Origin of the sequence: Neptuniibacter sp. UBA6509 (assembly GCA_002435145.1) — a bacterium.
In the GTDB taxonomy this organism is placed as follows: Bacteria; Pseudomonadota; Gammaproteobacteria; order Pseudomonadales; family Balneatricaceae; genus Neptuniibacter.
The window spans coordinates 26,612-51,135 of the sequence record DJLT01000096.1 but is presented as its reverse complement, the minus strand read 5'-3'; the positions used below and the strand labels follow the sequence as shown (position 1 = coordinate 51,135).

30 protein-coding genes are annotated in these 24,524 nt (G+C 42.5%); 15 read left to right on the top strand and 15 right to left on the bottom strand.

What is annotated here, in order from left to right:
- Window positions 1-108 precede the first annotated feature (108 nt).
- Window positions 109-675, top strand: coding sequence for a cob(I)yrinic acid a,c-diamide adenosyltransferase (locus B4K11_RS12415; protein ID WP_292952604.1), 567 nt, complete (start codon window positions 109-111; stop codon window positions 673-675).
- Between the two features lie 29 nt (window positions 676-704).
- Window positions 705-995 carry a hypothetical protein gene (locus B4K11_RS12410; protein WP_292952601.1) on the top strand — a complete coding sequence of 97 codons (291 nt, stop codon included), beginning with the start codon at window positions 705-707 and terminating at the stop codon, window positions 993-995.
- Between the two features lie 42 nt (window positions 996-1,037).
- Here the strand turns inward: B4K11_RS12410 and B4K11_RS12405 are convergent, their stop codons facing one another.
- From B4K11_RS12405 to cobU, 4 genes are read right to left on the bottom strand one after another with little or no spacing between them, the layout of a single operon-like run.
- On the bottom strand, window positions 1,038-2,585 hold the full coding sequence (locus tag B4K11_RS12405) for an HDOD domain-containing protein (RefSeq protein ID WP_292952598.1): 1,548 nt from the start codon (window positions 2,583-2,585) through the stop codon (window positions 1,038-1,040).
- 22 nt (window positions 2,586-2,607) lie between these two features.
- A complete protein-coding gene (locus tag B4K11_RS12400; protein WP_292952595.1) occupies window positions 2,608-3,216 on the bottom strand; it encodes a histidine phosphatase family protein in 609 nt (202 codons plus the stop codon).
- A 17-nt stretch (window positions 3,217-3,233) separates the two neighbouring features.
- On the bottom strand, window positions 3,234-4,283 hold the full coding sequence (gene cobT, locus B4K11_RS12395; RefSeq protein WP_292952592.1) for a nicotinate-nucleotide--dimethylbenzimidazole phosphoribosyltransferase: 1,050 nt from the start codon (window positions 4,281-4,283) through the stop codon (window positions 3,234-3,236).
- Between the two features lie 2 nt (window positions 4,284-4,285).
- Window positions 4,286-4,807: a bifunctional adenosylcobinamide kinase/adenosylcobinamide-phosphate guanylyltransferase gene (cobU, locus tag B4K11_RS12390; RefSeq protein WP_292952589.1), complete on the bottom strand. Its 522-nt coding sequence runs from the start codon at window positions 4,805-4,807 to the stop codon at window positions 4,286-4,288.
- 126 nt (window positions 4,808-4,933) lie between these two features.
- Here cobU and B4K11_RS12385 point away from each other — a divergent pair, with 126 nt between their 5' ends.
- Window positions 4,934-6,112, top strand: a complete 1,179-nt coding sequence (locus B4K11_RS12385; protein ID WP_292952586.1) for an NnrS family protein — start codon at window positions 4,934-4,936, stop codon at window positions 6,110-6,112.
- Window positions 6,113-6,197: 85 nt separating this feature from the next.
- Here B4K11_RS12385 and B4K11_RS12380 read toward each other — a convergent pair whose 3' ends face one another.
- Entirely contained in the window at window positions 6,198-7,184 is a 987-nt protein-coding gene (locus tag B4K11_RS12380) for an MDR family oxidoreductase (RefSeq protein WP_292952583.1), read from the bottom strand.
- 144 nt (window positions 7,185-7,328) lie between these two features.
- Between B4K11_RS12380 and B4K11_RS12375 the strand changes: the two genes are divergently transcribed.
- Both B4K11_RS12375 and B4K11_RS12370 read left to right on the top strand, forming a co-directional pair.
- Entirely contained in the window at window positions 7,329-8,105 is a 777-nt protein-coding gene (locus B4K11_RS12375; protein ID WP_292952580.1) for a FadR/GntR family transcriptional regulator, read from the top strand.
- Window positions 8,106-8,345: 240 nt separating this feature from the next.
- Window positions 8,346-8,891: a YhcB family protein gene (locus tag B4K11_RS12370; protein WP_292952578.1), complete on the top strand. Its 546-nt coding sequence runs from the start codon at window positions 8,346-8,348 to the stop codon at window positions 8,889-8,891.
- A 5-nt stretch (window positions 8,892-8,896) separates the two neighbouring features.
- Here B4K11_RS12370 and B4K11_RS12365 read toward each other — a convergent pair whose 3' ends face one another.
- The gene (locus B4K11_RS12365) at window positions 8,897-9,658 is read right to left on the bottom strand and encodes a Nif3-like dinuclear metal center hexameric protein (RefSeq protein ID WP_292952575.1); all 762 of its coding nucleotides are present in this window, start codon (window positions 9,656-9,658) and stop codon (window positions 8,897-8,899) included.
- Window positions 9,659-9,735: 77 nt separating this feature from the next.
- On the opposite strand from B4K11_RS12365, the gene B4K11_RS12360 reads away from it, so the two are divergent.
- Window positions 9,736-10,881, top strand: a complete 1,146-nt coding sequence (locus tag B4K11_RS12360) for a Do family serine endopeptidase (RefSeq protein WP_292952572.1) — start codon at window positions 9,736-9,738, stop codon at window positions 10,879-10,881.
- A 95-nt stretch (window positions 10,882-10,976) separates the two neighbouring features.
- Here B4K11_RS12360 and hisD read toward each other — a convergent pair whose 3' ends face one another.
- The 9 genes from hisD to B4K11_RS12315 form a co-directional block, all read right to left on the bottom strand.
- Window positions 10,977-12,284, bottom strand: coding sequence for a histidinol dehydrogenase (gene hisD / locus B4K11_RS12355; protein ID WP_292952569.1), 1,308 nt, complete (start codon window positions 12,282-12,284; stop codon window positions 10,977-10,979).
- A complete protein-coding gene (gene hisG, locus B4K11_RS12350) occupies window positions 12,281-12,934 on the bottom strand; it encodes an ATP phosphoribosyltransferase (protein WP_292952566.1) in 654 nt (217 codons plus the stop codon). The genes hisD and hisG overlap by 4 nt, the downstream gene beginning before the upstream one ends.
- Window positions 12,935-12,953: 19 nt before the next feature.
- Entirely contained in the window at window positions 12,954-14,216 is a 1,263-nt protein-coding gene (murA, locus tag B4K11_RS12345) for a UDP-N-acetylglucosamine 1-carboxyvinyltransferase (protein ID WP_292952564.1), read from the bottom strand.
- Window positions 14,217-14,239: 23 nt separating this feature from the next.
- On the bottom strand, window positions 14,240-14,482 hold the full coding sequence (locus B4K11_RS12340) for a BolA family protein (RefSeq protein ID WP_292952561.1): 243 nt from the start codon (window positions 14,480-14,482) through the stop codon (window positions 14,240-14,242).
- Between the two features lie 114 nt (window positions 14,483-14,596).
- Window positions 14,597-14,887, bottom strand: coding sequence for an STAS domain-containing protein (locus B4K11_RS12335; protein WP_292952558.1), 291 nt, complete (start codon window positions 14,885-14,887; stop codon window positions 14,597-14,599).
- Window positions 14,887-15,582 (bottom strand): MlaC/ttg2D family ABC transporter substrate-binding protein, encoded by a 696-nt coding sequence (locus B4K11_RS12330; RefSeq protein ID WP_292952555.1) that lies wholly within the window; start codon window positions 15,580-15,582, stop codon window positions 14,887-14,889. Before B4K11_RS12330 ends, B4K11_RS12335 begins: the two co-directional genes overlap by 1 nt.
- 3 nt (window positions 15,583-15,585) lie before the next feature.
- A complete protein-coding gene (mlaD, locus tag B4K11_RS12325; RefSeq protein WP_292952552.1) occupies window positions 15,586-16,044 on the bottom strand; it encodes an outer membrane lipid asymmetry maintenance protein MlaD in 459 nt (152 codons plus the stop codon).
- Between the two features lies 1 nt (window position 16,045).
- Window positions 16,046-16,828, bottom strand: a complete 783-nt coding sequence (mlaE, locus tag B4K11_RS12320) for a lipid asymmetry maintenance ABC transporter permease subunit MlaE (RefSeq protein WP_292952549.1) — start codon at window positions 16,826-16,828, stop codon at window positions 16,046-16,048.
- Window positions 16,825-17,637 carry an ATP-binding cassette domain-containing protein gene (locus B4K11_RS12315; protein WP_292952546.1) on the bottom strand — a complete coding sequence of 271 codons (813 nt, stop codon included), beginning with the start codon at window positions 17,635-17,637 and terminating at the stop codon, window positions 16,825-16,827. Before B4K11_RS12315 ends, mlaE begins: the two co-directional genes overlap by 4 nt.
- 205 nt (window positions 17,638-17,842) lie before the next feature.
- On the opposite strand from B4K11_RS12315, the gene B4K11_RS12310 reads away from it, so the two are divergent.
- Genes B4K11_RS12310 through ptsN form a run of 9 tightly spaced genes read left to right on the top strand, consistent with a single transcriptional unit; the run spans window position 17,843 to window position 24,520 of the window.
- On the top strand, window positions 17,843-18,796 hold the full coding sequence (locus B4K11_RS12310; RefSeq protein WP_292952543.1) for a calcium/sodium antiporter: 954 nt from the start codon (window positions 17,843-17,845) through the stop codon (window positions 18,794-18,796).
- An 18-nt stretch (window positions 18,797-18,814) separates the two neighbouring features.
- Window positions 18,815-19,786 carry a KpsF/GutQ family sugar-phosphate isomerase gene (locus B4K11_RS12305; RefSeq protein WP_292952540.1) on the top strand — a complete coding sequence of 324 codons (972 nt, stop codon included), beginning with the start codon at window positions 18,815-18,817 and terminating at the stop codon, window positions 19,784-19,786.
- Window positions 19,786-20,316: a KdsC family phosphatase gene (locus tag B4K11_RS12300; RefSeq protein ID WP_292952537.1), complete on the top strand. Its 531-nt coding sequence runs from the start codon at window positions 19,786-19,788 to the stop codon at window positions 20,314-20,316. The genes B4K11_RS12305 and B4K11_RS12300 overlap by 1 nt, the downstream gene beginning before the upstream one ends.
- Window positions 20,317-20,889, top strand: coding sequence for an LPS export ABC transporter periplasmic protein LptC (gene lptC / locus B4K11_RS12295; protein WP_292952534.1), 573 nt, complete (start codon window positions 20,317-20,319; stop codon window positions 20,887-20,889).
- On the top strand, window positions 20,879-21,409 hold the full coding sequence (gene lptA / locus B4K11_RS12290) for a lipopolysaccharide transport periplasmic protein LptA (protein WP_292952531.1): 531 nt from the start codon (window positions 20,879-20,881) through the stop codon (window positions 21,407-21,409). Before lptC ends, lptA begins: the two co-directional genes overlap by 11 nt.
- A 4-nt stretch (window positions 21,410-21,413) precedes the next feature.
- Window positions 21,414-22,139 carry an LPS export ABC transporter ATP-binding protein gene (gene lptB, locus B4K11_RS12285; RefSeq protein WP_292952528.1) on the top strand — a complete coding sequence of 242 codons (726 nt, stop codon included), beginning with the start codon at window positions 21,414-21,416 and terminating at the stop codon, window positions 22,137-22,139.
- 56 nt (window positions 22,140-22,195) lie between these two features.
- Complete coding sequence (locus tag B4K11_RS12280; RefSeq protein WP_292952525.1) at window positions 22,196-23,698, top strand: RNA polymerase factor sigma-54; 1,503 nt, start codon at window positions 22,196-22,198, stop codon at window positions 23,696-23,698.
- Between the two features lie 55 nt (window positions 23,699-23,753).
- Window positions 23,754-24,044 carry a ribosome hibernation-promoting factor, HPF/YfiA family gene (gene hpf, locus B4K11_RS12275; RefSeq protein ID WP_292952522.1) on the top strand — a complete coding sequence of 97 codons (291 nt, stop codon included), beginning with the start codon at window positions 23,754-23,756 and terminating at the stop codon, window positions 24,042-24,044.
- Between the two features lie 20 nt (window positions 24,045-24,064).
- Entirely contained in the window at window positions 24,065-24,520 is a 456-nt protein-coding gene (gene ptsN, locus B4K11_RS12270) for a PTS IIA-like nitrogen regulatory protein PtsN (RefSeq protein ID WP_292952519.1), read from the top strand.
- The last annotated feature ends 4 nt before the right edge of the window (window positions 24,521-24,524 follow it).

The window sequence follows — 24,524 nt, the reverse complement described above, 5'->3', positions numbered from 1 at the left end:
TTTACCGTTATATTCTCTCCTACATGACCTTATTGCTATCTTTGCTGAACCATTTATCCTGACGGGACTCTACATACTTATAGATTATCTCTTAATTCAGGCTACCTTATGCCCAATAGACTCAGCAAAATATATACACGTACCGGCGACAAAGGCACAACGGCATTAGCCAATGGCAACCGCGTAGAAAAAACCGCTCAACGTATTGAAACTTTGGGCACACTCGATGAACTCAATTGCAGTATCGGTCTTGTCATTGCTCATTTAAATATAGACAAAGACCTTCTATCACTTTTGACAACAATTCAGCATCAGCTTTTTGATATAGGTGGCGAGATAGCTGTTGCAGATGAAAGCTATACTGTTATCGATCAAACAGAGGTAGACTATCTCGAAGTCAGTATCGACACCATGAATGCTGAGCTTCCCCCTCTCAAGGAATTTATTCTGCCCGGTGGGAGTGTTTTAGCTAGTCATACACATTTAGCACGCAGTATCTGCCGACGTGCCGAACGACATTTTACAGCCCTACTAACAGACAAATCGGAAACAGTTAACCCTCTATCGGTGATCTACTTAAACCGCTTATCTGATCTACTTTTTGTGGCAAGTAGAATAGTTGTGCTGAGACAGGGCGGCGAAGAAGTGCTTTGGAAGCCCAAAGATAAACGTTAAAACTATTCGCCTTTTTCAGGAGTTAGACAATGAGAATACTATTCACCTTATCCCTTGCTTTAATTGCTACTTTTGCAAATGCAGACTGCTCCACTGAGCAAACACTATGTGAAACTCAGTGTGCCATTACTTATTTTACCGATGATGCCGCCGAATTGGGCTGTAAATCAAAATGCGTTGCCAAACGAGCTGTATGCTCCACCGAATCAGGAGCGGAAACAGCAGTTGAAACGGGTGGAGAGGTCATTGATTCAGGTGTCGAAGTTACTAAAGAGGCCTGGAAAGACACCAAATCATTTGTCAAAGGTTTAACTGAATAGCTCTTTCCTAAAACTCTTTTCGGATTTAAAACAGAAGACTTATCAACGTTTTGCTTTACTATCGGCATACATCAAAGCTAGGCGAGTTTGGGTAGCAAACTGATTAAAGGTATTAAAATCATCTTCAGTCACCGGACCCGCCCTTTTTAATCTGTCCGCATATAACATCCCGATTACACGCTTTCCCATCACCAATGGGATAAGTACAAACCCCTGGCACTTAACCTGATCCACAAATTTTTCAGGGAGCCTATCACTCCAGCCCTCTTCATCTAAATCATTAACTAACAATGTGACCTGTTTTTCCAAAACCCTAAAGAAAAGATCGTCTGCTTTGCCACTTTTATCACGCTCAAAATACGCTTGCAGAGGCTCGATCAATTCACCTTCTATCATTTTTACCGATAGATGTTTTTTCGAATTAGCCAGCAGGCACAACATGCTTCGATCGAAATTAGTACACTTGCGTACAGCCTCAATCACTAATTTTAAAACATCATGAATATTCGCTTCTGCAGCAATCAATTCCGTTAGCTGTTTTAAGTAATCTAACTGCTCTTGACTACGTATCGCCTTTTGTTCATGTGTATCAGCATTCGCTGCCTGAGCGATCTCTGGCTCATCTTGCTCAGCTTCACCATGCGCGAGAAAAGCTAACTTCCTGACCATATCGTCTTTTGTTACATCGCCCGTTTCAACATACTCAGGGATTAAAGACTTAGTTTTAAGTCCATAATTACGGCTGACTTTTGCTACCTGACGAAAACATTGAATAGCCACATCACCTACATCATCAAATGGCACCGACCCCACGCTTGAAATGGAATCAATTATTTGATCATATGAAGGCTCGTGTTTAGAATCCTGTCCGTATAATTTCTGTACTAAGCCATTACTCAAATACGGGAGGCATGTAAGCAGGTCGCTCCGGTCATCCAAACGCTCAACATCGATTTCAGCCATCGTGTTTAATATCTGCTTAGGATAACCCCAGCCAGCAGCCATCTCTCGGCCTAAATCACTAAAACATATACCTAAAGCTTCCGCTTGAATAAAAGACCATTTTTTATTCGTCGTATCTTTTAAACGTAACATCTCTCGGTACTGATCCGGTAAAGTGCAAGCCACCATGACCTCACCTAACCCAAACAATAATGCCCCCATGTAGGCCTCTTCCGGATCGACATTTTGCTTACTTCTCAAGGCCAGTTCTTTAGCAATATTGGCACTCAAAAACTGCCTCATCATCATACCCGGCACATCCAAATCCGGATGATCATCATGGAAACTTTCGATCAATTTAAGCGTTAAGCAAATGCTTTTTATGCGGTTGAAACCCATCAAGACAACCGCTCTAGACACGACACTGACATTTCCTTGGCCGCGTTTATAAGTCGGGGAGTTGGCTAATTTTAATAAACGAGCTGATAAACCTGTATCTTTCATTATGGCCATCGCGAGTGCCATCGCGTCACTTTCATCTGAAGCACTGATCTGCTGAATTCGATTTATAGTGGCACTGAAGATAGGTAGATCACCTAAACGATCTAGACTCTTGTGAATGTTCTTTAACGTTTCAGTATATTTCATCGAAGCCCTTAACTGACACAAGTTATAACGGCGAACGGCAGTTACTACTCAAAAGATGAGGCCAATATTGTTTATTGGCATAATCAAACCTTAGCTGAGTAAAGTGAGAATAGTCCACTTTTATTCTTCCCCAGTACTTCGCTTCTATTCCCAACAATGAAGCCAGTAGACACCTAATCACGCCGCCATGGGTGATAATAAGAACTCTACACTCCTTCCTTTCTAGAAGAATTTGTTTGGCCAGATCAACACGCCCAATAAATCCTTCTATAGTTTCTCCGTTTGGAGGCGGGGTTATTTCAGGATCCTTCCAAAAACGATCGGCCCATTCAGCCTGTTCCATATAGACCGATTCAAACAATCGTCCATCCCAATCTCCAAAATTAAACTCTTGAAGCTCATCTAACACCAATAACTCTAGATCATGTTTTTCAGCAGCCCATTTAGCGCTCTCTAAGCAACGCTGCAAAGGAGAAGAAACCACTAAATCCCATCCGGGATTTTCTCCTACAACTTCCGCACTTTTTAACCTTCCTTGTTCGGAGAGTAAACAGTCAGTACGACCTAAATAAACCCCACTTAATTCAGGTTCTCCATGGCGAATTAAATCAAACTGTTTACCCTTCAACATACCTTTAACCTTCTCACCTAAGATTCACTCACACCCGCATCAGAGAAGGTAGCCATATTACGATGAAGCTCACAAGATGACCTTAAGAGAGGTATTGCTATAGCAGCGCCACTTCCCTCCCCTAAGCGCATCTCTAAATCAAGTAAGGGTGTCACCTGTAAAGCATCCAAAAGATGTTGATGAAACTGTTCAGAAGAGCGATGAGCAAAAAACATCCACTGCAGCGATTCCGCATTTATTTTTACGGCGATATAGGCCGCAATAGTACTAATAAAGCCATCGACAACAATACCGATGCCTTTATGAGCCGCCATTAAATACGCCCCGACCATTGCACTAATTTCAAAACCACCTAGGCAGCGCAATATCTCTAATGGGGATGAAAGTATATCAGCATGCAGGGCGAGCGCTCGGTCAATAACCTCCGCTTTATGCCTAACCCCTTTTTCATTGATTCCGGTGCCGGAACCGGCAACTTCCGCTCCATTGAGATTAAGAAGTGCGGCAATAAGGGCAGATGCTGAGGTTGTATTTGCAATCCCCATCTCCCCTGCAACAAATAGATCCGCTTGTTGGTTTTGCGCTCGCGCAACCGCTTCAGCACCAACATTTAAAGCACTCTCTAACTGTGCTGCCGTCATAGCCTCGGCTTTTGTAAAATCAGTCGTGCTCTGAGCGATAACGCTATCGATGACTGCTTCATGCTCTACAGGAGAAACTGTACCGAGGTTTACCACCTCAAAATCCGCATTAAGCTGTCGAGCTAATACGGAAATGGCAGCGCCGCCTGATGCAAAATTGAGAATCATTTGCGCCGTAACTTCTTGCGGGAAAGCAGATACACCCTGCTGGGCTACACCATGATCTGCCGCAAATATACAAATACTGACCCGTTCACAGCTAGGTAATTCCAAAGATTGCATTGCCGCAAGTTGGACAACGATGCTTTCAAGCTGGCCCAATGAGCCTGGTGGTTTAGTCAAGTTAGCTTGTCGCTGTAGAGCTTTATCAGCCGCCTCAACACTCAAAGGGTGAACCGTTAAATCTAACCAATCTGTAATTTTCACAACTAAACCACACTTTCCGCTTTAATCACTAAAGGAATTCCAGCCACACTCAGAGTAACGCCCTCTACAATCTGAGCAAGGTCCTGATGTAAGCGTCCGGTATTATCTTGAAACTGGCGACTGAGCTCCCCCATTGGCACAATTCCCCAGCCAACTTCATTCGACACCAGAATTAACTCACCTCTAAAGTTGGCCACCGCTTCAGTTAAGTCTTTCATTCCTTTTTGCATGACCGAGAGATCTTGCAGCAATAAATTCGTCAACCATAAGGTCAAGCAATCAACCAACACCGTTTTTCCACTACCACTGAGAACGCTAAGTACTTCCGGTAGCTCTAGCGGAACCTCTAACACTTCCCACTCTGATGGTCGATCAGCTTTATGCAAAGCTATGCGCTGTTTCATTTCACCATCGCCGGCATCCGCTGTGGCGATATAAACTACTGACTGCCCAAGCTCAATTGCACGATTTTGTGCCAACTGACTTTTACCAGAACGCGCACCACCTAAAATTAATTGCCGCACACACAGACTCCATAAAACTACGCTAGATCAATAAATACAAATTTAGCCATGTATTAAAATGTATTTTTAATACATAATATAATCAAATACCATATTGTAACACTTGCAGCATCCAGGGGAGACAAGATGATCCAATTACAAGAGCGAAGAGAACCGTCGAGCTTTTCTCTTTTCAACCTAGGGTTCCGCCCCTTTTTTCTCGCCGGCGCAATTAGCGCAGCCGTGTTAGTAGGGTTATGGTTAATTGCCTTAAGCCAAGGGTATCAACCAAACTACTACCAAATTGGTGTGTATTGGCATGCACACGAGATGATCTTCGGTTTTAGTGTTGCAATCATTGCGGGCTTTCTTCTAACTGCAGTCAAAACGTGGACCAACGTTCAAACATTATATAGTTGGCCATTAGCAGGACTTTTTTTACTCTGGTTGAGCGCCCGTATATTACCAATATTTTCTGAAACCCCAGCCACAATTGTCGCGGCTGTGGATTTAGCGTTCCTGCCACTTGTCGCAATCAGTATTGCTTGGCCCATCATACGATCAAAAAACTATAGAAATTTAGTTTTTGTTCCAGTGCTAACCGCTTTTTTTATTGCCAATTTACTTTTCCACCTTGAATTACTGGGCATAGCTGAGAGTACCGCCGAGCATGGCATTCAGTTAGGTCTATTGCTTGTCATTATGGTCATTACAATCATTGGCGGGAGAGTTATTCCTTTCTTTACTGAGAGAGGGGTAGAAGGTGTAAAGTGTAAGAAATACCCTCTTTTGGAGAAAATCATTATTCCTACAAGTATCCTCTGGATACTCATATCCCTCTCTGAATTTAAGACCGCAATAGCCGCTATAAGTCTAATCTTAGGATTAATGAATTTAGTCCGAATCTCGGGCTGGATGAGCCCTAAAATTTTTAAAGTTCCCCTAGTGTGGATCTTACAAGTCAGCTACATGTTTATTGTTATGGGGTTCTTTTTATATGCGCTGAGTTTATTTGAGATAGTCTCTCAATCTGTCGCTTTTCACGCTTTCGCTACAGGTGGAATTGGAGGGCTTACCTTGGGGATGATGGCGAGGGTTTCTTTAGGACATACCGGTAGAAAACTGGCTACGAGCCCGATGATCGTGACAGCATTCATACTAATGATTATTTCAAGCCTCTTACGCGTAGGAATCGATCTGATACCTCTACCATACATGAGCACTCTACATCTCGCGGGCAGCTTGTGGATATTGGCTTGGATACTCTTTGTTATTAAATACACACCTATCCTGATCAAACCCCGTGTAGATGGCGTTTATGGCTAAGAACAAACACTACCCCACCCCAAAGCTCTCACTTTTTAAGCATAAAAAATCCCACTAATGTGGGATTTTTATCTTTAAAGTTTAATTAGGCGTTTAAATCAATAACAACTCGCCCCTGAACTTGGCCGTTAGTAATCTTCTCAGCATATTCAGGAACCTCCGCCAAAGCAATCAGCTGCGCAATATCACCTAACGCACCTTCAGGTAACTGTGTCATCAGGCGCTGCCAAGCAATCTGTCTTTTAGCATATGGGCACATTACAGAATCCACTCCTTGTAAACGCACATTTCTAAGAATAAATGGCATAACCGTAGACGGTAGTTTAAAACCAGCCGCTAAACCACACGCGGTAACGACACCATTATAATCCGCTTCAGCAAGAATTCTGGCTAAAATGTTATCTCCTACAGTATCGACTGCACCAGCCCACTTTTGTTTTTCTAGCGGTCTAGGTGGAACAGACATCTCATCACGGCTTAATATTTCAGCAGCCCCTAATGCTTTTAAATAGCCTTCCGTTTCTGGACGTCCCGTAATTGCATGAACGCTGTAGCCTAACCCCGATAGAATAGACACCGCGACACTTCCCACGCCTCCAGCAGCACCACTCACAACAATAGGGCCGCTTTCTGGCGTTACACCACCCTCTTCTAATGACATAACACACAGCATTGCGGTTAAGCCCGCGGTACCAATTTGCATCGTACGAATAGGGTCCATACCCTCAGGAAGAGGCACCAACCAATCAGCCTTAAGTTTTGCATATTGAGAAAAGCCGCCCCAATAATTTTCACCTACACCCCACCCAGTTAGAACAACCTTATCACCAGGCGAATAGCGAGAATCGGCACTTTCCTCTACCGTACCGACCATATCGATACCAGGCACCATAGGGAAATTACGAATAATTTTACCTTTGCCTGTCACCGCTAGACCATCTTTGTAATTGAGTGATGAATAATCAACCTTAACGAGTACATCCTCATCAGGAAGATCACTCGTCGACAACTGCTCGATAGTGGCTGTTGTTTTCTTATTTTCATCCTGATTAAGTACTAGTGCATTAAACATACTCTCTCCACTCAGATTTTTTATGTAAATGTTAATTTGTCTTACAAATATAAATTACTATAATTATTTAAGCAATCCTATATAATAAATTACTGCATATAATCTTAAATTGATTATAGACCACACAAAAAACCGGAGTAATCTGTGAGTTTAGAAATCGGGCCCGTCAATAAAGCCAGCCTATCAAAGCAAGTAGCCGATCAACTTCAAGAAGCTATCTTGGAAGGCACGCTGAAAGCTGACGACCGTTTGCCGACCGAAGACGATCTCGCAAAACGCTTTCAAGTGTCCCGCCCTACCATCCGAGAAGCATTAAAAAGATTAGCAGCTAAAAACCTTATTCGCTCTCGCCGTGGCCCCGCAGGTGGAACATTTGTTAACCACTTGGGAAAAGGTGAACTCAGCGAGCATCTAACCACTGCTTCTACCCTGTTTGTAAGTATGAATCAGATTTCGCTCACTGAAGTCAGTAGTACTCGGTTAGAAATGGAAAGTTTATGCTGCCAACTCGCTTGCCAAAACAGGACCCCTAGTGACTTAGAATTGATGGAAGCGGAGCTAGAACAACAGCAAAACCGCAATATCACCTCAGAAGAGTTCTGCGCTGCAGACGTCCGTTTTCATCGCGCTATAGCTGATGCAAGCCATAACCGAATGCTAAGTTTCATCATGTATACACTTATTGAGGCACTTCAACCTGTCGCAAATATGATTGCTTATCGGTTTCGCGAAAGAGAGATCATTACAGCTCAGCACAAACGTTTGTTAGCCTCTATTAAAAACCAAGATTCCAATTTAGCAACAGCCATTCTTAAAGAGCAGATTGAATATCTAGATCAGCTCCACCAAGAAGCTCAAGCAAACCACCAACAAAAAGAGAGCAACAAAACAGTTTCAGCACCCAATATCTTTGGTCGATAAAAAGACACACAATCCTTTCAAAGCATAGGCAAGAAGTAGCAATTGCTTTATCCTAATGGCGACAGATGGATAGGCATTATGCTGTAAATTTTATAAATAAAGTTCAGCTTGTTGTAACTCTCCTATCCTCACGTAAATTTAATACCTCAGCCTACTTAACTGTTCAGATTATAGTGTATTGAAGGAGCACTTAAGCCAAACAGAAATATAGGCTGATTCTCTACTATTCAAGGAGTTTTCGTGGAAGATATTTGGTTAATTAGCATCGCAGCTCTACTTGTCGGAGCAGCTATTGGTTTTCTGATGGGCAGATCAGGCAATGCATCTAACAAGCAAGCCGAGCTAGCGGAAGAGCTAGAGAATACAAAGGCGGAGTTAGAGAGCTACAAAGTTAATGTTAATAAGCATTTTGAAAAAACAGCGACCCTCGTTAACGAGCTAACCACAAGCTATAAAGATGTCCACGAACATTTAGCTAACGGCGCTCAAGATCTATGTGACGCAGACAGCATCAACCTTGCTCTTGAGCCTACAATGCAAAGTCAGCTTGAAAAACAAGAAGAGAGTACCGATGAATCTAACATCTCTGATGAGACAGATTCTTCAACAGATAAGCCTGAAGCAGAAAGCTCCGAAGCGCCTAGGGATTACGCCCCGAAAAGCCCTGAAGACGAAGGCACCCTGTCTGAAACATACGGCCTAAAAGAAGAACAAACAAACGAAGAAGCCGCTACTGCCGATAACCCTGCAGAACCAGCAGCTCCTATATCAGAAGAGAAGAAGTAAGTTCTTCAAACTGGGTTAGATATCTCAATAAACTGGTGTTGCAATCCAAACTGCAATGCCAGCTTTTCGCCTAAAGCCTGCACACCATATCTTTCAGTGGCATGATGTCCCGCAGAAAAATAGTGTATGCCATTCTCTCTTGCAGTATGAACAGTTGGCTCTGATATCTCACCCGAAATATAAGCATCAACACCCAGATCAATCGCTTTATCTATATACCCCTGCGCTCCCCCAGTACACCATGCGACTGATTTTATTTTATGATCCCCTCCTTTAATCGCAAGCGGGTAACGCCCTAACGCAAGATCTATTATCGTAGAAAATTCGGCAAGCGTGTGTGCTTCTTCCAATTCACCCACATTGCCAATACTACGAGGGTTCTCAGGCTCTAAACCGCCAAAAACCTTAATGCCAAGCTTTTTAGCTAATTGCGCATTATTACCAAGCTCGGGATGAGCATCTAAAGGCAAATGGTAGGCTATCAAACTTATATCATGATCCAGCAGTGCTTTTATACGTTTCTTTTTAGTCTTAGTAATACAGCTATCTTCACCCTTCCAAAAGAAGCCATGATGTACCAAAATAGCATCTGCATGTTGCTCAATAGCCGCATCAATTAGCGCCTGCGAAGCAGTTACACCTGTCACAAACTTTTTGATATCCTGCTTACCTTCGACCTGAAGACCGTTAGGACAATAATCTTTAAATAACTCAGGCGTTAAAACAGTATTGATGTAACTGACAAATTCTTGCAGTTTAATCGACATTTTCATCTTATCCATTCATAATTTTTCAATTCGCCGTATAATTCTATGTACAAAATCAGGCTAACGACTACCCTATAATGCGTAAACTAACTTTTCTTTTTTGGCCTATCTTATCTGGAATACTGGTTGCTGTAATACTATTGCAGTTATTCCCTAGTCTTCTATCAACGCAACCCCAAGCCATAGAGTTTAAAGAATCAACACGTCCTTTAAACTCTAACACTAATTTTGGTCCGGTTTCCTATGCTGATGCAGTCGCTCTTGCCTCTCCAGCCGTTGTTAATATTTATACACAGACGATTGTTCAACAGGAAGTCCATCCACTATTTGATGATCCTTTTTTCCGTAATTTTTTTGATGCCGATAGCATTCCTCAACAGGAAAGAATTCAATCCAGTCTAGGTTCAGGCGTTATCCTAAGCCCACAAGGCTACATAGTGACTAACAATCACGTGATTACGGGGGCTGACAGCATTGTTGTCGCGTTAAAAGACGGTCGGGAGTCTATAGCTAAAGTAATAGGTACAGACCCAGAAACTGATCTAGCCGTGCTCAAAATATCAATGAGCGACCTACCTAGCATTGCAATACTTGAATCAGATAAAAGCCGTGTTGGTGATGTTGTTTTAGCCATAGGGAACCCTTTTGGCGTGGGACAAACCGTAACGATGGGAATTATTAGCGCAACAGGCCGCCACAGTTTAGGCATAAATACTTATGAAGACTTTATACAAACTGATGCTGCGATAAACCCAGGAAACTCAGGCGGCGCTCTGATAGATGCCTACGGCAACTTAATCGGTATCAATACCGCTATTTTTTCTAAGTCGGGTGGCTCTCAAGGTATTGGCTTTGCGATTCCGTCCAACTTAACAAAGCAAGTGATGAAAGACCTAATTAAGCACGGCAGAGTTGTACGCGGTTGGTTAGGCATCGAAATCCAAGAATTAACACCAAAATTAGCAGAATCATTTGACCTGGAAACAATGCAGGGCCTAATAATAGCCGGTGTTTTCAGAAACGGTCCCGCGCATATAGCAGGCCTGCAACCTGGCGATATTATGCTATCGATTAATGACCGATCAATCATTAATGGCAGAAAATCGATGACTGAGATTGCACGCTTTCGACCAAACGAAACGATTACACTGCAAATACTACGTGAAGGTAAAGAGCTAACAATCAACGCTAAAATTGGTGAACGACCTAGAGCCCAAGAATAAAGCTAATAATCATATAAGGACATCATCGCCCTATTTAAGAAATAAAAAAGCAGACATTACCGTCTGCTTTTTTTTACCTGCTTTGAAACCGTTAACTATTTCTTAATACGGTACTCAGCTGAACGTGCGTGAGCGGTAAGACCTTCTCCTCGCGCAAGAACCGATGCTACTTTACCCATCTCTGATGCACCCTCTTCAGAGAACATAATTAAAGACGAACGCTTCTGGAAATCGTAAACACCTAGAGGCGATGAAAAGCGTGCCGTACCGGATGTTGGTAATACGTGGTTAGGGCCCGCACAATAGTCACCCAATGCTTCCGCGGTAAAGCGCCCCATAAAGATAGCGCCTGCATGACGTATCTTAGGCAGCATAGCTTCAGGATCAGCAATGGAAAGCTCTAGATGTTCAGGTGCGATACGATTAGAAACCTCTATCGCTTCATCCAAATCCTTCACTTTAATAAGTGCCGCACGTAGACGTAGTGATGTCTCTATAATCTCTTTACGTTCCATTGTTGGTAGAAGTTTATTGATACTTTCTTCAACAGCATCAATAAAATCTGCATCTGGCGTAACAAGTATCGGCTGCGCATCTTCATCATGCTCAGCCTGAGAGAACAGATCCATTGCAACCCAATCAGGATTGGTTAAACCATCAGATACAACCAAAATTTCAGATGGCCCCGCGATCATGTCGATACCAACCGCACCAAACACAGCACGCTTTGCCGTCGCTACAAAAATATTACCTGGACCAACGATTTTATCTACTTTTGGAATGACTTCCGTGCCATAGGCAAGTGCAGCAACCGCTTGCGCGCCACCCACACAAAAAACACGATCAACACCGGATAAACAAGCTGCAGCAAGTACCAGCTCATTCACTACCCCACCCGGCGTAGGCACAACCATGATAATTTCTTCAACACCTGCCACTTTTGCAGGCAAGGCATTCATCAATACAGAAGAGGGATATGCAGCCTTTCCACCAGGAACATATAGACCAACACGATCCATAGGTGTAACTTTTTGGCCCAGCATAGTGCCGTCAGCTTCAGTATACTGCCAAGAATCGCCTTTCTGACGCTCGTGGTAAGCTCGTACACGTTCAGCCGCAATCTCTAAGGCTTTACGCTGATCATCTGGTAAGCCATCGAGAGCCTGTTGCAATCGCTCACGGCTCATCTCTAGCTCAGCGATAGTCTCAACCGAAGTACCATCAAAACGATTGGTATACTCTACAACTGCACTATCACCTTCTTCACGTACTTTTTGAAGAATCTCATTAACGATCTGATTTACTTTTTCATCAGATACGGCTTCCCATGCCAACAGCTGATCCATCTGCTGACTAAAATCAACTTGGGACGAATCAAGTCGTTTAAGAATTAACTCACTCATTCGCTAACCTCTGCATCACGACGGTTAATCGCATCAGCCAACTTATCTAAAATTGGCTGAATCTGGCGATACTTCATTTTCATTGAAGGCTGACCTACAACCAATCGGGAGCTGATATCTGCAATCTCTTCCATTGGCTCTAATCCATTGGCACGCAATGTATTACCGGTATCTACAATATCAACAATACGATCAGCTAAGCCCATCAGTGGAGCAAGCTCCATAGCACCATAAAGTTTAATGATATCAACTTGGCAGCCCTGCTTAGCAAAATAATCGCGGGTCACATTGACAAACTTACTAGCGACTTTCATCCGCCCTTTGACAGGCTGAGCGCCTTTAGGGCCTGCGACCATTAACTTACATTTTGAGATACGTAGGTCTAATGGTTCATATAAACCAGCAGCACCATGCTCTAACAGCACATCTTTACCCGCGATACCCATATCGGCCCCACCATACTCAACGTATGTTGGAACATCAGTTGCGCGGATAACGACTAGCTTAATATTTTCATGATTGGTATCGAAAATTAGTTTGCGGCTGCTATGAATATCCTCTGCAGGAACAATGTCCGCCTCTGCCAATAATGGCAAAGTTTCTTTAAGAATACGTCCTTTGGACAGGGCAATCGTAAGTTGCTGCTTCATAGCTTATTTATACCTATGCTTAAGCTGGAATACGCTTAATTTGCGCACCCAATAACTGTAATTTTTCTTCAATACATTCATAACCGCGGTCAATATGATAGATACGATCAATTATCGTATCACCATCCGCAACAAGCCCAGCAATAACTAGACTTGCGGAAGCCCTAAGGTCTGTAGCCATAACAGGTGCAGCTTGCAAACGCTCAACACCTTCAACAACGGCTGTATTACCATCAATATTAATCTTAGCGCCCATACGAATCATCTCTTGCATATGCATGAAACGATTCTCAAAAATAGTTTCTTTCAGAATACTAACGCCTTCGGAGACAGCATTCATTGCAGAAAACTGTGCCTGCATATCTGTTGGGAATGCAGGATAAGGAGCCGTTGTGATATTGATCGCTTTCGGGCGCTGCCCTTTCATATCAAGCTCAATCCAATCTTCACCTGTCGTGATGTGAGCACCCGCTTCTTCAAGCTTCTGCAAAACCGCGTCCAGAATGCGAGGGTTAGTATTCTTAACTTTAACTTTACCGCGTGTCGCCGCTACAGCGGTCAGATACGTACCTGTTTCAATACGATCCGCTACAACCGGGAACTTACAGCCATGAAGCTTTTCAACGCCATTAACCGTAATAGTATCGGTACCATGCCCGGTAATATCGGCACCCATCGCGATTAAACACTCGGCTAAATCAACGATTTCAGGCTCACGCGCAGCGTTCTCAATAATACTCTGACCCTCTGCCAAGGTAGCAGCCATCAGAATATTTTCCGTTCCAGTCACAGTTACGATATCAAAAAATATGCGCGCACCCTTAAGTCTACCGTCACTTTTAGCACGGATATAACCGGCTTCAACCACGACATCAGCACCCATCGCCCTTAGGCCCTGGATATGCATATCTACTGGGCGAGACCCAATTGCACAGCCACCCGGTAGCGATACTTCAGCTTCACCAAAGTGCGCAAGCATTGGCCCTAAAACCAAAATAGAGGCACGCATCGTCTTCACCAACTCATAAGGCGCGACCAGCTGTGTAATAGTTCCAGCATCAATTTCAACATTGAGCTTTTCATCAATAACTAGCTCTACACCCATACGACGTAACAACTCAAGCATGGTTGTAATATCATGTAAGTGTGGCAAATTGCATACAGTCACCGGCTCAGATGCAAGTAACGTTGCTGCAAGGATAGGTAGTGCCGAGTTCTTAGCCCCAGAGATTTTCACTTCTCCTCTGAGCGGCTCGCCACCTGTGATCATTAATTTATCCATAGATAGTACTTCCAATCGAGGATTTAGTTCTGTGTCGCTTTCCACTGTTCAGGCGTATAGGTTTTGATCGTTAACGCATGAATCGTTCCATCAGCGATATATTCATTCAAGCAAGCGTAGACCAACTGCTGACGCTTAACAGGGCGTAGACCTTCAAAAAGATCACCAACGACTACCACCTGAAAATCACAACCTTCGCCGGCTGTCGTGACTACACAACCTTCCAATTGAGTTTCAATGATCTGTTTAACCTGTTCAGCCTGCATTCAAAGCTCCTGATCGAATACTACAGATAGAAAAATAAGGCGGGAATAATACCGGATCATGACAAAAAAGGCGATGCCAAGCACCGCCTTATTACTTAAAACTAATTAGCTAATTCAAGAAAACTGTTTCTCTAATCCCACTAACTCTGCAATTCCTACCATTTCTTTAGGTAGATTTATGGCATGAAGAGTCACCCCAATCTTCGAGGAATAACGCAAACAGCAAAACCAAAATGACAGAGCAGAACTATCAACGGTTGTAACTTGAGCAAAATCAACATTAACAACGCCTTTGCTTGCTGCTATCAACCGCTCTGCCTGTTTACGCGCTTTCATGATCTCAGGAAAAACCAATTCACCTTTGATCCCGATCAGCCCTTCATCAACCTGCTGAACATCAGCCATTATGCACTATCCTTACCTGGATCAACCTTCTCTTTCCAAGTAGAAATAACTTTTGAAATATTACCACGGTTACGCTGCATCAAATCAGCGAATTGATTCTTAAAGCTCAAGCGAATATTAATACTGCCATCTAAAATGGCATTAACCAGCTTCCAACCCTCATCATCCTTAACCATATAATATATTAAAGAGTATTTAGTCCCATCTTGAGAAAAAACGTTAACTGTAATTATCTGCTTATCTTCATGAGGACTCTTCTTACGAGGAGGCACCATCTCATACTTTTCAATTTTGAAACCAACTAACGCTTTGGCATAGGTTTTAAGCAGTGTCGTTTTGAATACACCAACAAACTTTTCACGCTCTTCTGTTGAAGCTTTGCGATAGTATTTACCCATTACTTGCTTAGATATATAAGCAAAATCAACGACCGGTGATAAAGCCGTATCAATCTCGGCAATCAACTGCCCTTCTTGCCCCTCTTCAAGCAATTCATCTTGCTCAAGCAAACCAAGAACACTTTGAGTCGCCTCTTCAATCACACCACCGGCTTCGCCCCACGGACCTACTTGAACGCTAGTCTCCACTTCAACATTGGTGTCCGCCTGAGTATCAGCAAGAGCAGAAAAGCTCAACAAAGAGACTAACCCCGCTGTAAGTAAGCACCTAAACTGACTCATCAAAACCTTACTCATCGTTTACTCACTCACCTCATTAAATAGGAATTTGCCTATTAGTTCCTCAAGCACCAATGCCGATTGAGTATCTTCAATATAATCACCATCTTTGAGAGAGTCGTCCTCAGCACCTACGCTAATACCTATATACTGCTCACCTAATAAGCCGGCAGTAAGAATAGATGCAGAACTATCAATAGATAGAAAATCAACATCGCCGTAAATATTCATTTCAACACGAGCCATAAGCTCATCTTTATCAAGAATAATTTCGTTTACTTCGCCAATTGCAACACCAGACATAGTGACTTTAGCGCGCGGAGTAAGTCCGCCTATATTTTCAAAACGGGCATAAACAGTATAGGTCTGGTCGCTATTGGACACATTTAAACCGCTAACGTTCAATGCCAGTCCAACCAAAGCGAGTGCACCTGCTACAATAAAGGCACCTACGCTGATCTCCAAGATCCGCATACGCATATCAAAGCTCTCCAAACATTACAGCTGTAAGAATAAAATCAAGGCCTAACACCGCTAGGGATGAATAAACCACTGTTTTGGTTGTTGCTTGACTTATTCCCTCAGAAGTAGGAATACAATCATATCCTTGAAACACCGCGATCCAAGTAACAACAAAACCAAAGGCAACGGCCTTAATCAGACCATTTACCACATCATCATAGAAATCGACTGAATTTTGCATATTGGCCCAAAAAGAACCTTCATAGATACCTAACCAATCAATACTGACTAATGCACCACCATAAATTCCAACCAAAGCAAAGATAGCAGCGAGAATAGGCAAGCAGATAAAACCGGCCCAAAACCTTGGTGCAATAATACGACGGAGAGGGTCGACCCCTATCATCTCTAAGCTAGACAGCTGTTCTGTTGCTTTCATCAGTCCTATTTCAGCGGTTAACGCTGAACCTGCACGTCCGGCAAACAATAAAGCAGTTACAACAGGGGCCAATTCTCTAACTAAACTTAAGGCAACCATCTGGCCTACAGCCTGCTCCGAACCATAATCGACCAAAATCGTATAACCTTGCAAACCAAGGACCATACCGATGAACAGTCCTGACACAACAATAATGATTAGAGATAGTACGCCAACAAAATAGATCTGTTTAACAAGCAAAGGAAACATAATTAGAGGCTGAGGTGCAGCCACTAATGATTGAAATAAGATCATCCCAGCTCGGCCAAACGCAGCGAGCTTACTTAATCCTTTATGACCTAACCGAGCAAGCTGATTGATCATTGCTGCCCTCCCATTAAATCACTAACTATATCATCTGCAGGGAAATGAAATGGAACTGGGCCATCCGGTAAGCCGTGCATAAACTGCTTAACCTGTTCTGACTCCACTTTGCTCAGTTCTTCAGGTGTGCCTGATGCAATCACTTTAGAATCCGCAATAATATAGATGTAATCAGCGATCCCTAAGGTTTCCTGGATATCGTGCGATACAATGATACTGGTGTGCTCTAAAGAAGCGTTTAATTCACGGATTAGGTTAACCAAAACCCCCATTGCAATAGGATCCTGACCCGTAAATGGCTCATCATACATGACGATATCGGGATCTAAGGAAATTGCTCTAGCCAACGCAACCCTGCGTGCCATACCGCCTGAAAGTTCACTTGGCATAAGGTCATGAGCACCTCTAAGGCCAACAGCCTGTAACTTCATAAAAACCACATCGCGTATCATATCTTCTGAAAGATCAGTATGTACACGAATAGGAAAAGCTACATTTTCAAAAACACTAATATCGGTAAACAAAGCACCGCTTTGAAATAACATCCCCATGCGTTCACGCACATTGAATAGATCACTACGACCCAATTCAGGAATATTATCATCATCAACCAGAATAGAACCTGAATCCGGCTTCAACTGTCCACCGATCAATCTGAGGAGGGTTGTTTTACCCGTACCAGAAGGCCCCATAATCGCTGTAATTTTTCCACGCGGAACTTTGATATCGACTTCATCATATATAAGCCTATCACCACGAGAAAAACTCAGCTTTTTAATATCGATGACTACATCATCAAATTCTTTCATAACATCCCATTAGAGAAAAAACAGATAAATTCCTACATGCCTGTTCATACTTCATTAACCTTCCCCTTTAGTAAAGGGGCGGCAACTATACCATTTTGATATAAAAACAGGAATATTTTCAGCAACCTCCTTCAGTACTGATTCAAACGAAGTGTGCATTCTGTTCTAATACGACTCTTTAAATTAACTGGAATTGATTCATCCTATGCTTTATCCAATTTTGGCGCTTATCACGGGGCTAATTCTTCTAGTATGGAGCGCAGACCGATTTGTATTAGGTGCAGCCGCTACTGCTAAAAACTTTGGCATGTCCCCAATGCTCATAGGCTTAACTATTGTATCTTTTGGCACATCAGCACCCGAGATACTCGTATCACTCATGGCATCTACATCCGGTGCTGGAGATCTAGCCATCGGTAACGCGCTAGGATCTAACATTGCTAATATTGCTTTAGTACTTGGTGTAACCGCTTTAATAGCACCACTTCCTGTTAAATCAGGCGTACTCAAAAAAGAACTCCCATTACTGCTAGGGGTAACCATACTCGCAGGCATCTTACTTTTCGATCTACAACTAAACCGTGTTGATGGCATTATTTTATTAATAGCTTTAGGTGTCTGCCTTTATCTGTTCAGTCGATTCCAAAAAAACGCATCTAACGATTCCTTAGCTGAAGATGAAGAACTTCCTTCAATGGAAAATCGCTCTGCAATCTTTTGGTTAATTACAGGCCTAGTAATTTTAGCGGCCAGCTCAAAAATGCTTGTCTGGGGAGCCAGTGAGATTGCTTATTCCTTAGGTGTTAGTAAATTAGTCGTCGGACTAACAATTGTTGCTATAGGAACAAGCCTTCCTGAATTAGCAGCCTCCATCGCCAGTGCGTTAAAGAATCACCATGATATTGCCATTGGCAATATTGTAGGCTCCAACATATTCAACCTTGTTGCTGTGATGGCAATTCCCGGTTTAGTTGCACCAATTGGCATGGAAGCAATTGTGTTACAAAGGGACTATGTAGTCATGCTAGGTTTAACCTTCGCATTGCTTGCCTTTGCTCTGTGGCAAAAGCCTCCTTCGATCAATCGCTTTGAAGGCGGCATTCTCGCTTCTGCCTATGCAGGCTATCTGGTACTGCTATACACTATGACTGTTTCTTAAAAGAAGTTGACTATTCAGATGAGTGATTCCAGTTTCCTTAATTCGGCAAAACGCACTATTTCCTTAGAAGCGGCTGCCGTTACTGATTTACTTCAGCACCTTGACCAAAACTTTATCGATGCCTGTGAACTTATGCTGAATTGCACAGGTAGAGTTATTGTTACAGGAATGGGAAAATCCGGGCATATTGGCAAAAAAATCGCGGCAACGTTAGCAAGTACAGGAACCCCTTCATTTTTTGTACATCCTGGAGAAGCAAGCCATGGTGACTTAGGAATGATTACATCCAACGATGTCGTAATTGCCCTTTCCAACTCTGGTGAAACTTCCGAAATTGTGACACTCATTCCACTTTTAAAAAGGATGAACACCCCATTTATTAGCATTACAGCCAATGCAGCTTCAACACTTTCCAGCGCATCTGCGGCTAATCTTCATATTGGTGTTGAACGCGAAGCCTGCCCTTTAGGTTTAGCGCCAACCTCCAGTACGACAGCCCAACTTGTTTTAGGTGATGCATTGGCTATAGCTTTACTGGAAACTAAAGGTTTTAGTGCTGAAGACTTCGCGGTTTCACACCCAGGTGGAAGCCTTGGCCGACGCTTATTACTCAAGGTCAGCGATGTGATGCATTCTGGAGATGACATTCCTACCGTTTTAACAGGCACGTCTCTTAAGGATGCTTTATTAGAAATCACATTGAAGCGCTTGGGCATGACAGCCATTATCAATAATAATGAAGAGTTAATCGGTATTTTTACGGATGGTGATTTACGAAGAGCATTAGATAATAATACCAATCTAAACAACACGCCGATTGATGACGTGATGACCCATAATGGCACAACCGTTACTGCGGATATACTCGCTGCCGAGTGCCTGCAGATAATGGAAACCCTTAAAATTAACGCGCTTATCGTAACGGATAGAAGCAACAAGGCAATTGGCGCTTTAAATATGCACGATCTTTTAAAAGCTGGAGTTATTTAATGCCAGAGCAGAACACGCTTCAAAAACGCTTAGAAAGCATTACTCTTGCAGTATTTGATGTTGACGGAATATTAACAAATGGCCAACTTCTTTTTCTGGCCGATGGAACAGAAGTTAAGCAATTTAATACCCTTGATGGGCTTGGTATTAAACTGCTCATGCAAGCGGGAATTGAAACCGCTATCATTACCGGTAGAAGCTCACTGCAAGTTAAAAAGAGATCTGATTCTCTAGGCATAAATTTCCTATACCAAGGAAGAGAAGACAAACTAAATGCATTAAAAGAGATCTGGGAAAGCACATCTCATTCAGCAGAAACAACAGCTTATATAGGCGATGACTACCCAGACTTATCAGCTATAAAACACTGCGCTTTCGGAGCCTCGGTCCCCAATGGGCACGAATTCGTAAAAGAGCATGCCGATTGGTGTACTATACGTAAAGGTGGCGAAGGGGCTGGACGTGAATTTTGCGAATTCATCCTTAATGCGCAAGGCAAACTCCAACACATACAAGAAACATACTTATAAATGCCTGAACTGAGCAATAAAACCAGAATAATTCTCGCAGCAATTATACTTATTCCAGTCTTATTGTACTGGGGCTTTTCGTCATCCCCAAACGAAAGCATTTCTCAAAATACTAAGGCAAAAAACACGATTGATTACTTTGTTGAAAACGCAACATTTAAGGAGTGGGATAGCGACGGCAGTTTACTTCGTAAAACGGAATCCATCCTTTTAGAACACTACCCTAAAGAGAAGGCAAGTCACTTAGACAAGCCGATAAATACCAGTTACCGAACAGATCATTCGCAGCTAAAGATTTCGTCTGATAAAGGCACAGTACGAGATAATAATCGTCGAACAGATCTTTCAGGCAATGTGGTCGTTATTGATAATCCTGACACTGAATCTCAAACGATTATAAACACTAATTTTTTGACCATCTATCCTAAAAAGGATTACGCGGAAACTGAAGAACACGTCACAATTACATCGCCACATAGCAAACTAGAAGGTGTAGGAATGGATGTGACTTTTGATACTCGCATCTTAAATTTACACTCTAGAGTAAAAGGGACCCATAGCAATGCGGAATAAGTTCTTAAATCTTTTCGCCATAATTATCTGCTTTACTACGACATACGCTTACGCTCTTCCTGACGATCAGAGCAAACCAATCTATATAGCAGCAGATACCGCTCAAATAAACGACAAAACAGGCATTACAACCTATACCGGTAATGTCATCATCACTCAGGGCTCACTTCTAATAGAAGGAGCACGTGTTGATATGCATCGAGGAGAAGATGGTATTGAAAAACTAATTGCTACGGGTTCTCCTGCTCATTTCCGTCAACGCCCACAAATAGATGAGCCATATAGCGATGCTTGGGGGCTACATATGGTCTACCAAGTGACTAAACAAAAACTCACTATTACTGAAAATGCAAAAGTCGTTCAAGACAAAGATACATTTACAGGCAAAAAGATAATTTACGATCTAAACAGATCTATTGTTAATGCTTTTGGTAGCAACAACAGCTCTGGTAAAGACGATAAACCAGGGCGTATCAACATGGTTATTCAACCCACCACAAAGAAAGATAAGGCTAACTAGATCAATGAGTTCATTAGAAGCCTGCAACCTAGCTAAACGCTACAAAGGGCGAGAAGTAGTCAAAGATGTTTCATTGCAGATAAATAGCGGCGAAATTGTTGGCCTTCTCGGCCCCAACGGCGCTGGCAAAACAACTTGCTTTTACATGATTGTGGGATTAGTAAAAGCAGATAAAGGCATCGTCAATATAAAGGGACAAGACATCACCTCCCTTCCTATGCATGGCCGAGCACGAAAAGGCATAGGCTACCTTCCACAAGAAGCCTCTATCTTCCGCAAACTCTCAGTACAAAATAACCTTCTAGCTATATTAGAGACGCGCAAAGATCTTGATAAAAAATCTGCGACTCAAAAGATGGAAGAGTTACTAGAAGAGTTTCATATCACCCATATTAGAGACAGTATGGGCATGAGTCTCTCAGGCGGCGAACGTAGACGTGTAGAAATAGCTCGAGCGCTCGCTACTGAACCTGAATTTATTCTATTAGACGAACCTTTCGCAGGCGTTGACCCTATATCAGTTAATGACATCAAACAAACAATTCGTCACCTACAATCAAAAGGTATCGGCGTACTCATTACAGATCACAATGTACGAGAAACTTTAGATATCTGCGAAAGCGCTTATATTGTAAGTGAAGGAAGAATCCTTGCTAATGGCACACCAAAAGATATCATGGCAAATGAAGCCGTTAAAAATGCTTATCTTGGCGACCAATTTACGCTTTAAGCATATACTTAAATATAAATGAATTATGTAGTTTCAGGAGTTTAGCCCTTAGTATTATGAAACAAGCGCTTCATTTAAAAATTGGGCAGCAGCTCACCATGACCCCTCAGTTACAGCAAGCTATCCGCTTACTGCAACTGTCCACACTTGATCTTCAACAAGAGATTCAGGAAGCCCTAGAAAGCAATCCAATGCTAGACGCCTCCGAAGATGAACAACCGTCAAACCCTCTTGAACAAGAAAATAATAGTCAGTCACCTGAAGTTACTTCAGAAGCACCAGCCACTGCGACGGCTGATACAGATGAAAATGCAACACCTGAAGATAACTGGAATGAGAGCATTCCAGATGAACTCTCCACCGACAGCAGCTGGGAAGATACTTATCAATCATCAGGCCCAGCCTCAAGCCAAAGCAAAGAAGATTTTGATTCTTTTGAATCTAATGACTCCTCGGAAGAGACTTTACAAGACCATTTACACTGGCAATTAAACCTGACACCCATGAGTGATATTGATCGCTTAATTGCGACCAATATTATTGACGGAATTAACCCAGACGGTTATCTCACTATTACGCTTGAAGAGATCTTGGATCACTTCCATGCCCAAACAGGTGAGCAGTTTGAAGAGATTGAACTCGACGAAATAGAAGCCGTTTTACACAGAATTCAACAATTTGATCCTGCTGGAGTCGCATGCAAAGATCTAGGGGATTGCTTAAGTATACAGTTACAACAACTTCCGCCAGAGACTGAATGGAAAGCTGAAGCCATTAAAGTTGTGCAGCAGTATATCAAACTGCTTGGCACTCATGACTATCGCCAATTAATGCGCAAAACCCGTTTAAAAGAAGCGCAATTACAGCAGGTCATACAACTGATTCAAACCCTGAACCCTAAACCAGGGGCCTCCATAAGTAGCAGCACTGCAGAATACGTCATTCCAGATGTAATCGTAACTAAGCAGCAAGGAACATGGACAGTTAACTTAAATCCTGAAGTTTCACCCAAATTACGTATAAATTCAGGTTATGCGGGACTCGTTAAGCGAGCAGATAATAGCGCTGATAACACCTATTTAAAAAACCACCTGCAAGAAGCTCGCTGGTTTATAAAAAGCCTACAAAGCCGAAATGAGACACTCTTAAAAGTATCTAATGAGATCGTTAAGCGCCAAGCAGGCTTCCTAGATCACGGTGAGGAAGGTATGAAACCGATGGTCCTTCATGATATTGCTGAAGCCGTAGAGATGCATGAATCCACCATTTCACGCGTAACCACACAAAAGTACATGCACACACACCGTGGAATTTTTGAACTAAAATACTTTTTCTCTAGCCATGTAAGCACAGCCACAGGTGGCGCTGCATCATCAACCGCCATTAGAGCACTCATTAAGAAGATGGTTGCTGCTGAAAATAGTACCAAACCACTCAGTGACAACAAAATTGCACAATTTTTAGACGAACAAGGCTTCAAAGTTGCAAGACGAACAATTGCAAAATATCGAGAAGCCATGGGGATTCCGCCTTCTAATGAACGGAAGCGTCTGGTTTAATAGCCATTAATAATAAAAGGTGGCGAAAAACGTCACATATAATCAGGAGAGACTTATGCAGATCAACATCACTGGACACCATGTAGAATTGACTGAATCAATGAATGATTACGTGCTCTCAAAAATGCAAAAAATTGAGCGCCACTTCGATAACATTACCAATGTTCAAGTGACACTTAGTGTTGAAAAGCAAAGACAAAAAGCAGAAGCAGAGCTTCATCTATCTGGCGCACAAATTTTTGCGACCCATGAACATGAAGACATGTATGCTGCAATTGACGGCCTAACAGACAAATTAGATCGTCAAGTTATCAAACATAAAGAAAAAACCAAAAAACACAAATAAACGGTCTCACATCCAAAATTATGTTGCTTCATGAACTATTAACCCCCTCAAGTATCCTTTGTGGTCTTGAGGGTGGCAGCAAAAAGCGCATTTTAGAAAGTGCCGCAGAAATAATATCAGAGCAAAATCCAGATATGGATTCATCTTGCATCTTTAACGGACTTCTATCACGTGAGAAACTAGGCAGTACAGGTATTGGCGATGGTATTGCTATACCTCACTGCCGCTTATCTGAATGCTCTGATGCTAAAGGGTATCTTGTCAGGCTTAACTCACCTATTGATTTTGATGCTGTAGATAGCCAATCTGTTGATCTCTTATTTATCTTAATTGTGCCCGAGGATGCTACTTCTGAGCATTTACAAACACTTGCTTCTATTGCCGAGCTATTCAGCCAAGAGACGGTAAGAGACACAATCAGGAAGGCCCACGATAATCACTCAATTTATAATGCAATTTTAAAATTGGGATCTTAGGAGC

Excerpts from the sequence above, each read along its gene's own strand:
- B4K11_RS12305 (WP_292952540.1), top strand. The coding sequence starts at position 18,815 with ATGAGTGATTCCAGTTTCCTTAATTCGGCAAAACGCACTATTTCCTTA.
- B4K11_RS12315 (WP_292952546.1), bottom strand. The coding sequence starts at position 17,637 with ATGAAAGAATTTGATGATGTAGTCATCGATATTAAAAAGCTGAGTTTT.
- mlaD (WP_292952552.1), bottom strand. The coding sequence starts at position 16,044 with ATGCGTATGCGGATCTTGGAGATCAGCGTAGGTGCCTTTATTGTAGCA.
- B4K11_RS12310 (WP_292952543.1), top strand. The coding sequence starts at position 17,843 with ATGCTTTATCCAATTTTGGCGCTTATCACGGGGCTAATTCTTCTAGTA.
- B4K11_RS12335 (WP_292952558.1), bottom strand. The coding sequence starts at position 14,887 with ATGGCTGATGTTCAGCAGGTTGATGAAGGGCTGATCGGGATCAAAGGT.
- B4K11_RS12360 (WP_292952572.1), top strand. The coding sequence starts at position 9,736 with ATGCGTAAACTAACTTTTCTTTTTTGGCCTATCTTATCTGGAATACTG.
- B4K11_RS12400 (WP_292952595.1), bottom strand. The coding sequence starts at position 3,216 with ATGTTGAAGGGTAAACAGTTTGATTTAATTCGCCATGGAGAACCTGAA.
- hpf (WP_292952522.1), top strand. The coding sequence starts at position 23,754 with ATGCAGATCAACATCACTGGACACCATGTAGAATTGACTGAATCAATG.
- B4K11_RS12280 (WP_292952525.1), top strand. The coding sequence starts at position 22,196 with ATGAAACAAGCGCTTCATTTAAAAATTGGGCAGCAGCTCACCATGACC.
- B4K11_RS12365 (WP_292952575.1), bottom strand. The coding sequence starts at position 9,658 with ATGTCGATTAAACTGCAAGAATTTGTCAGTTACATCAATACTGTTTTA.
- B4K11_RS12380 (WP_292952583.1), bottom strand. The coding sequence starts at position 7,184 with ATGTTTAATGCACTAGTACTTAATCAGGATGAAAATAAGAAAACAACA.
- murA (WP_292952564.1), bottom strand. The coding sequence starts at position 14,216 with ATGGATAAATTAATGATCACAGGTGGCGAGCCGCTCAGAGGAGAAGTG.
- B4K11_RS12330 (WP_292952555.1), bottom strand. The coding sequence starts at position 15,582 with ATGAGTAAGGTTTTGATGAGTCAGTTTAGGTGCTTACTTACAGCGGGG.
- mlaE (WP_292952549.1), bottom strand. The coding sequence starts at position 16,828 with ATGATCAATCAGCTTGCTCGGTTAGGTCATAAAGGATTAAGTAAGCTC.
- lptA (WP_292952531.1), top strand. The coding sequence starts at position 20,879 with ATGCGGAATAAGTTCTTAAATCTTTTCGCCATAATTATCTGCTTTACT.
- hisD (WP_292952569.1), bottom strand. The coding sequence starts at position 12,284 with ATGAGTGAGTTAATTCTTAAACGACTTGATTCGTCCCAAGTTGATTTT.
- B4K11_RS12415 (WP_292952604.1), top strand. The coding sequence starts at position 109 with ATGCCCAATAGACTCAGCAAAATATATACACGTACCGGCGACAAAGGC.
- B4K11_RS12405 (WP_292952598.1), bottom strand. The coding sequence starts at position 2,585 with ATGAAATATACTGAAACGTTAAAGAACATTCACAAGAGTCTAGATCGT.
- lptC (WP_292952534.1), top strand. The coding sequence starts at position 20,317 with ATGCCTGAACTGAGCAATAAAACCAGAATAATTCTCGCAGCAATTATA.
- hisG (WP_292952566.1), bottom strand. The coding sequence starts at position 12,934 with ATGAAGCAGCAACTTACGATTGCCCTGTCCAAAGGACGTATTCTTAAA.
- lptB (WP_292952528.1), top strand. The coding sequence starts at position 21,414 with ATGAGTTCATTAGAAGCCTGCAACCTAGCTAAACGCTACAAAGGGCGA.
- B4K11_RS12385 (WP_292952586.1), top strand. The coding sequence starts at position 4,934 with ATGATCCAATTACAAGAGCGAAGAGAACCGTCGAGCTTTTCTCTTTTC.
- ptsN (WP_292952519.1), top strand. The coding sequence starts at position 24,065 with ATGTTGCTTCATGAACTATTAACCCCCTCAAGTATCCTTTGTGGTCTT.
- B4K11_RS12410 (WP_292952601.1), top strand. The coding sequence starts at position 705 with ATGAGAATACTATTCACCTTATCCCTTGCTTTAATTGCTACTTTTGCA.
- B4K11_RS12300 (WP_292952537.1), top strand. The coding sequence starts at position 19,786 with ATGCCAGAGCAGAACACGCTTCAAAAACGCTTAGAAAGCATTACTCTT.
- B4K11_RS12340 (WP_292952561.1), bottom strand. The coding sequence starts at position 14,482 with ATGCAGGCTGAACAGGTTAAACAGATCATTGAAACTCAATTGGAAGGT.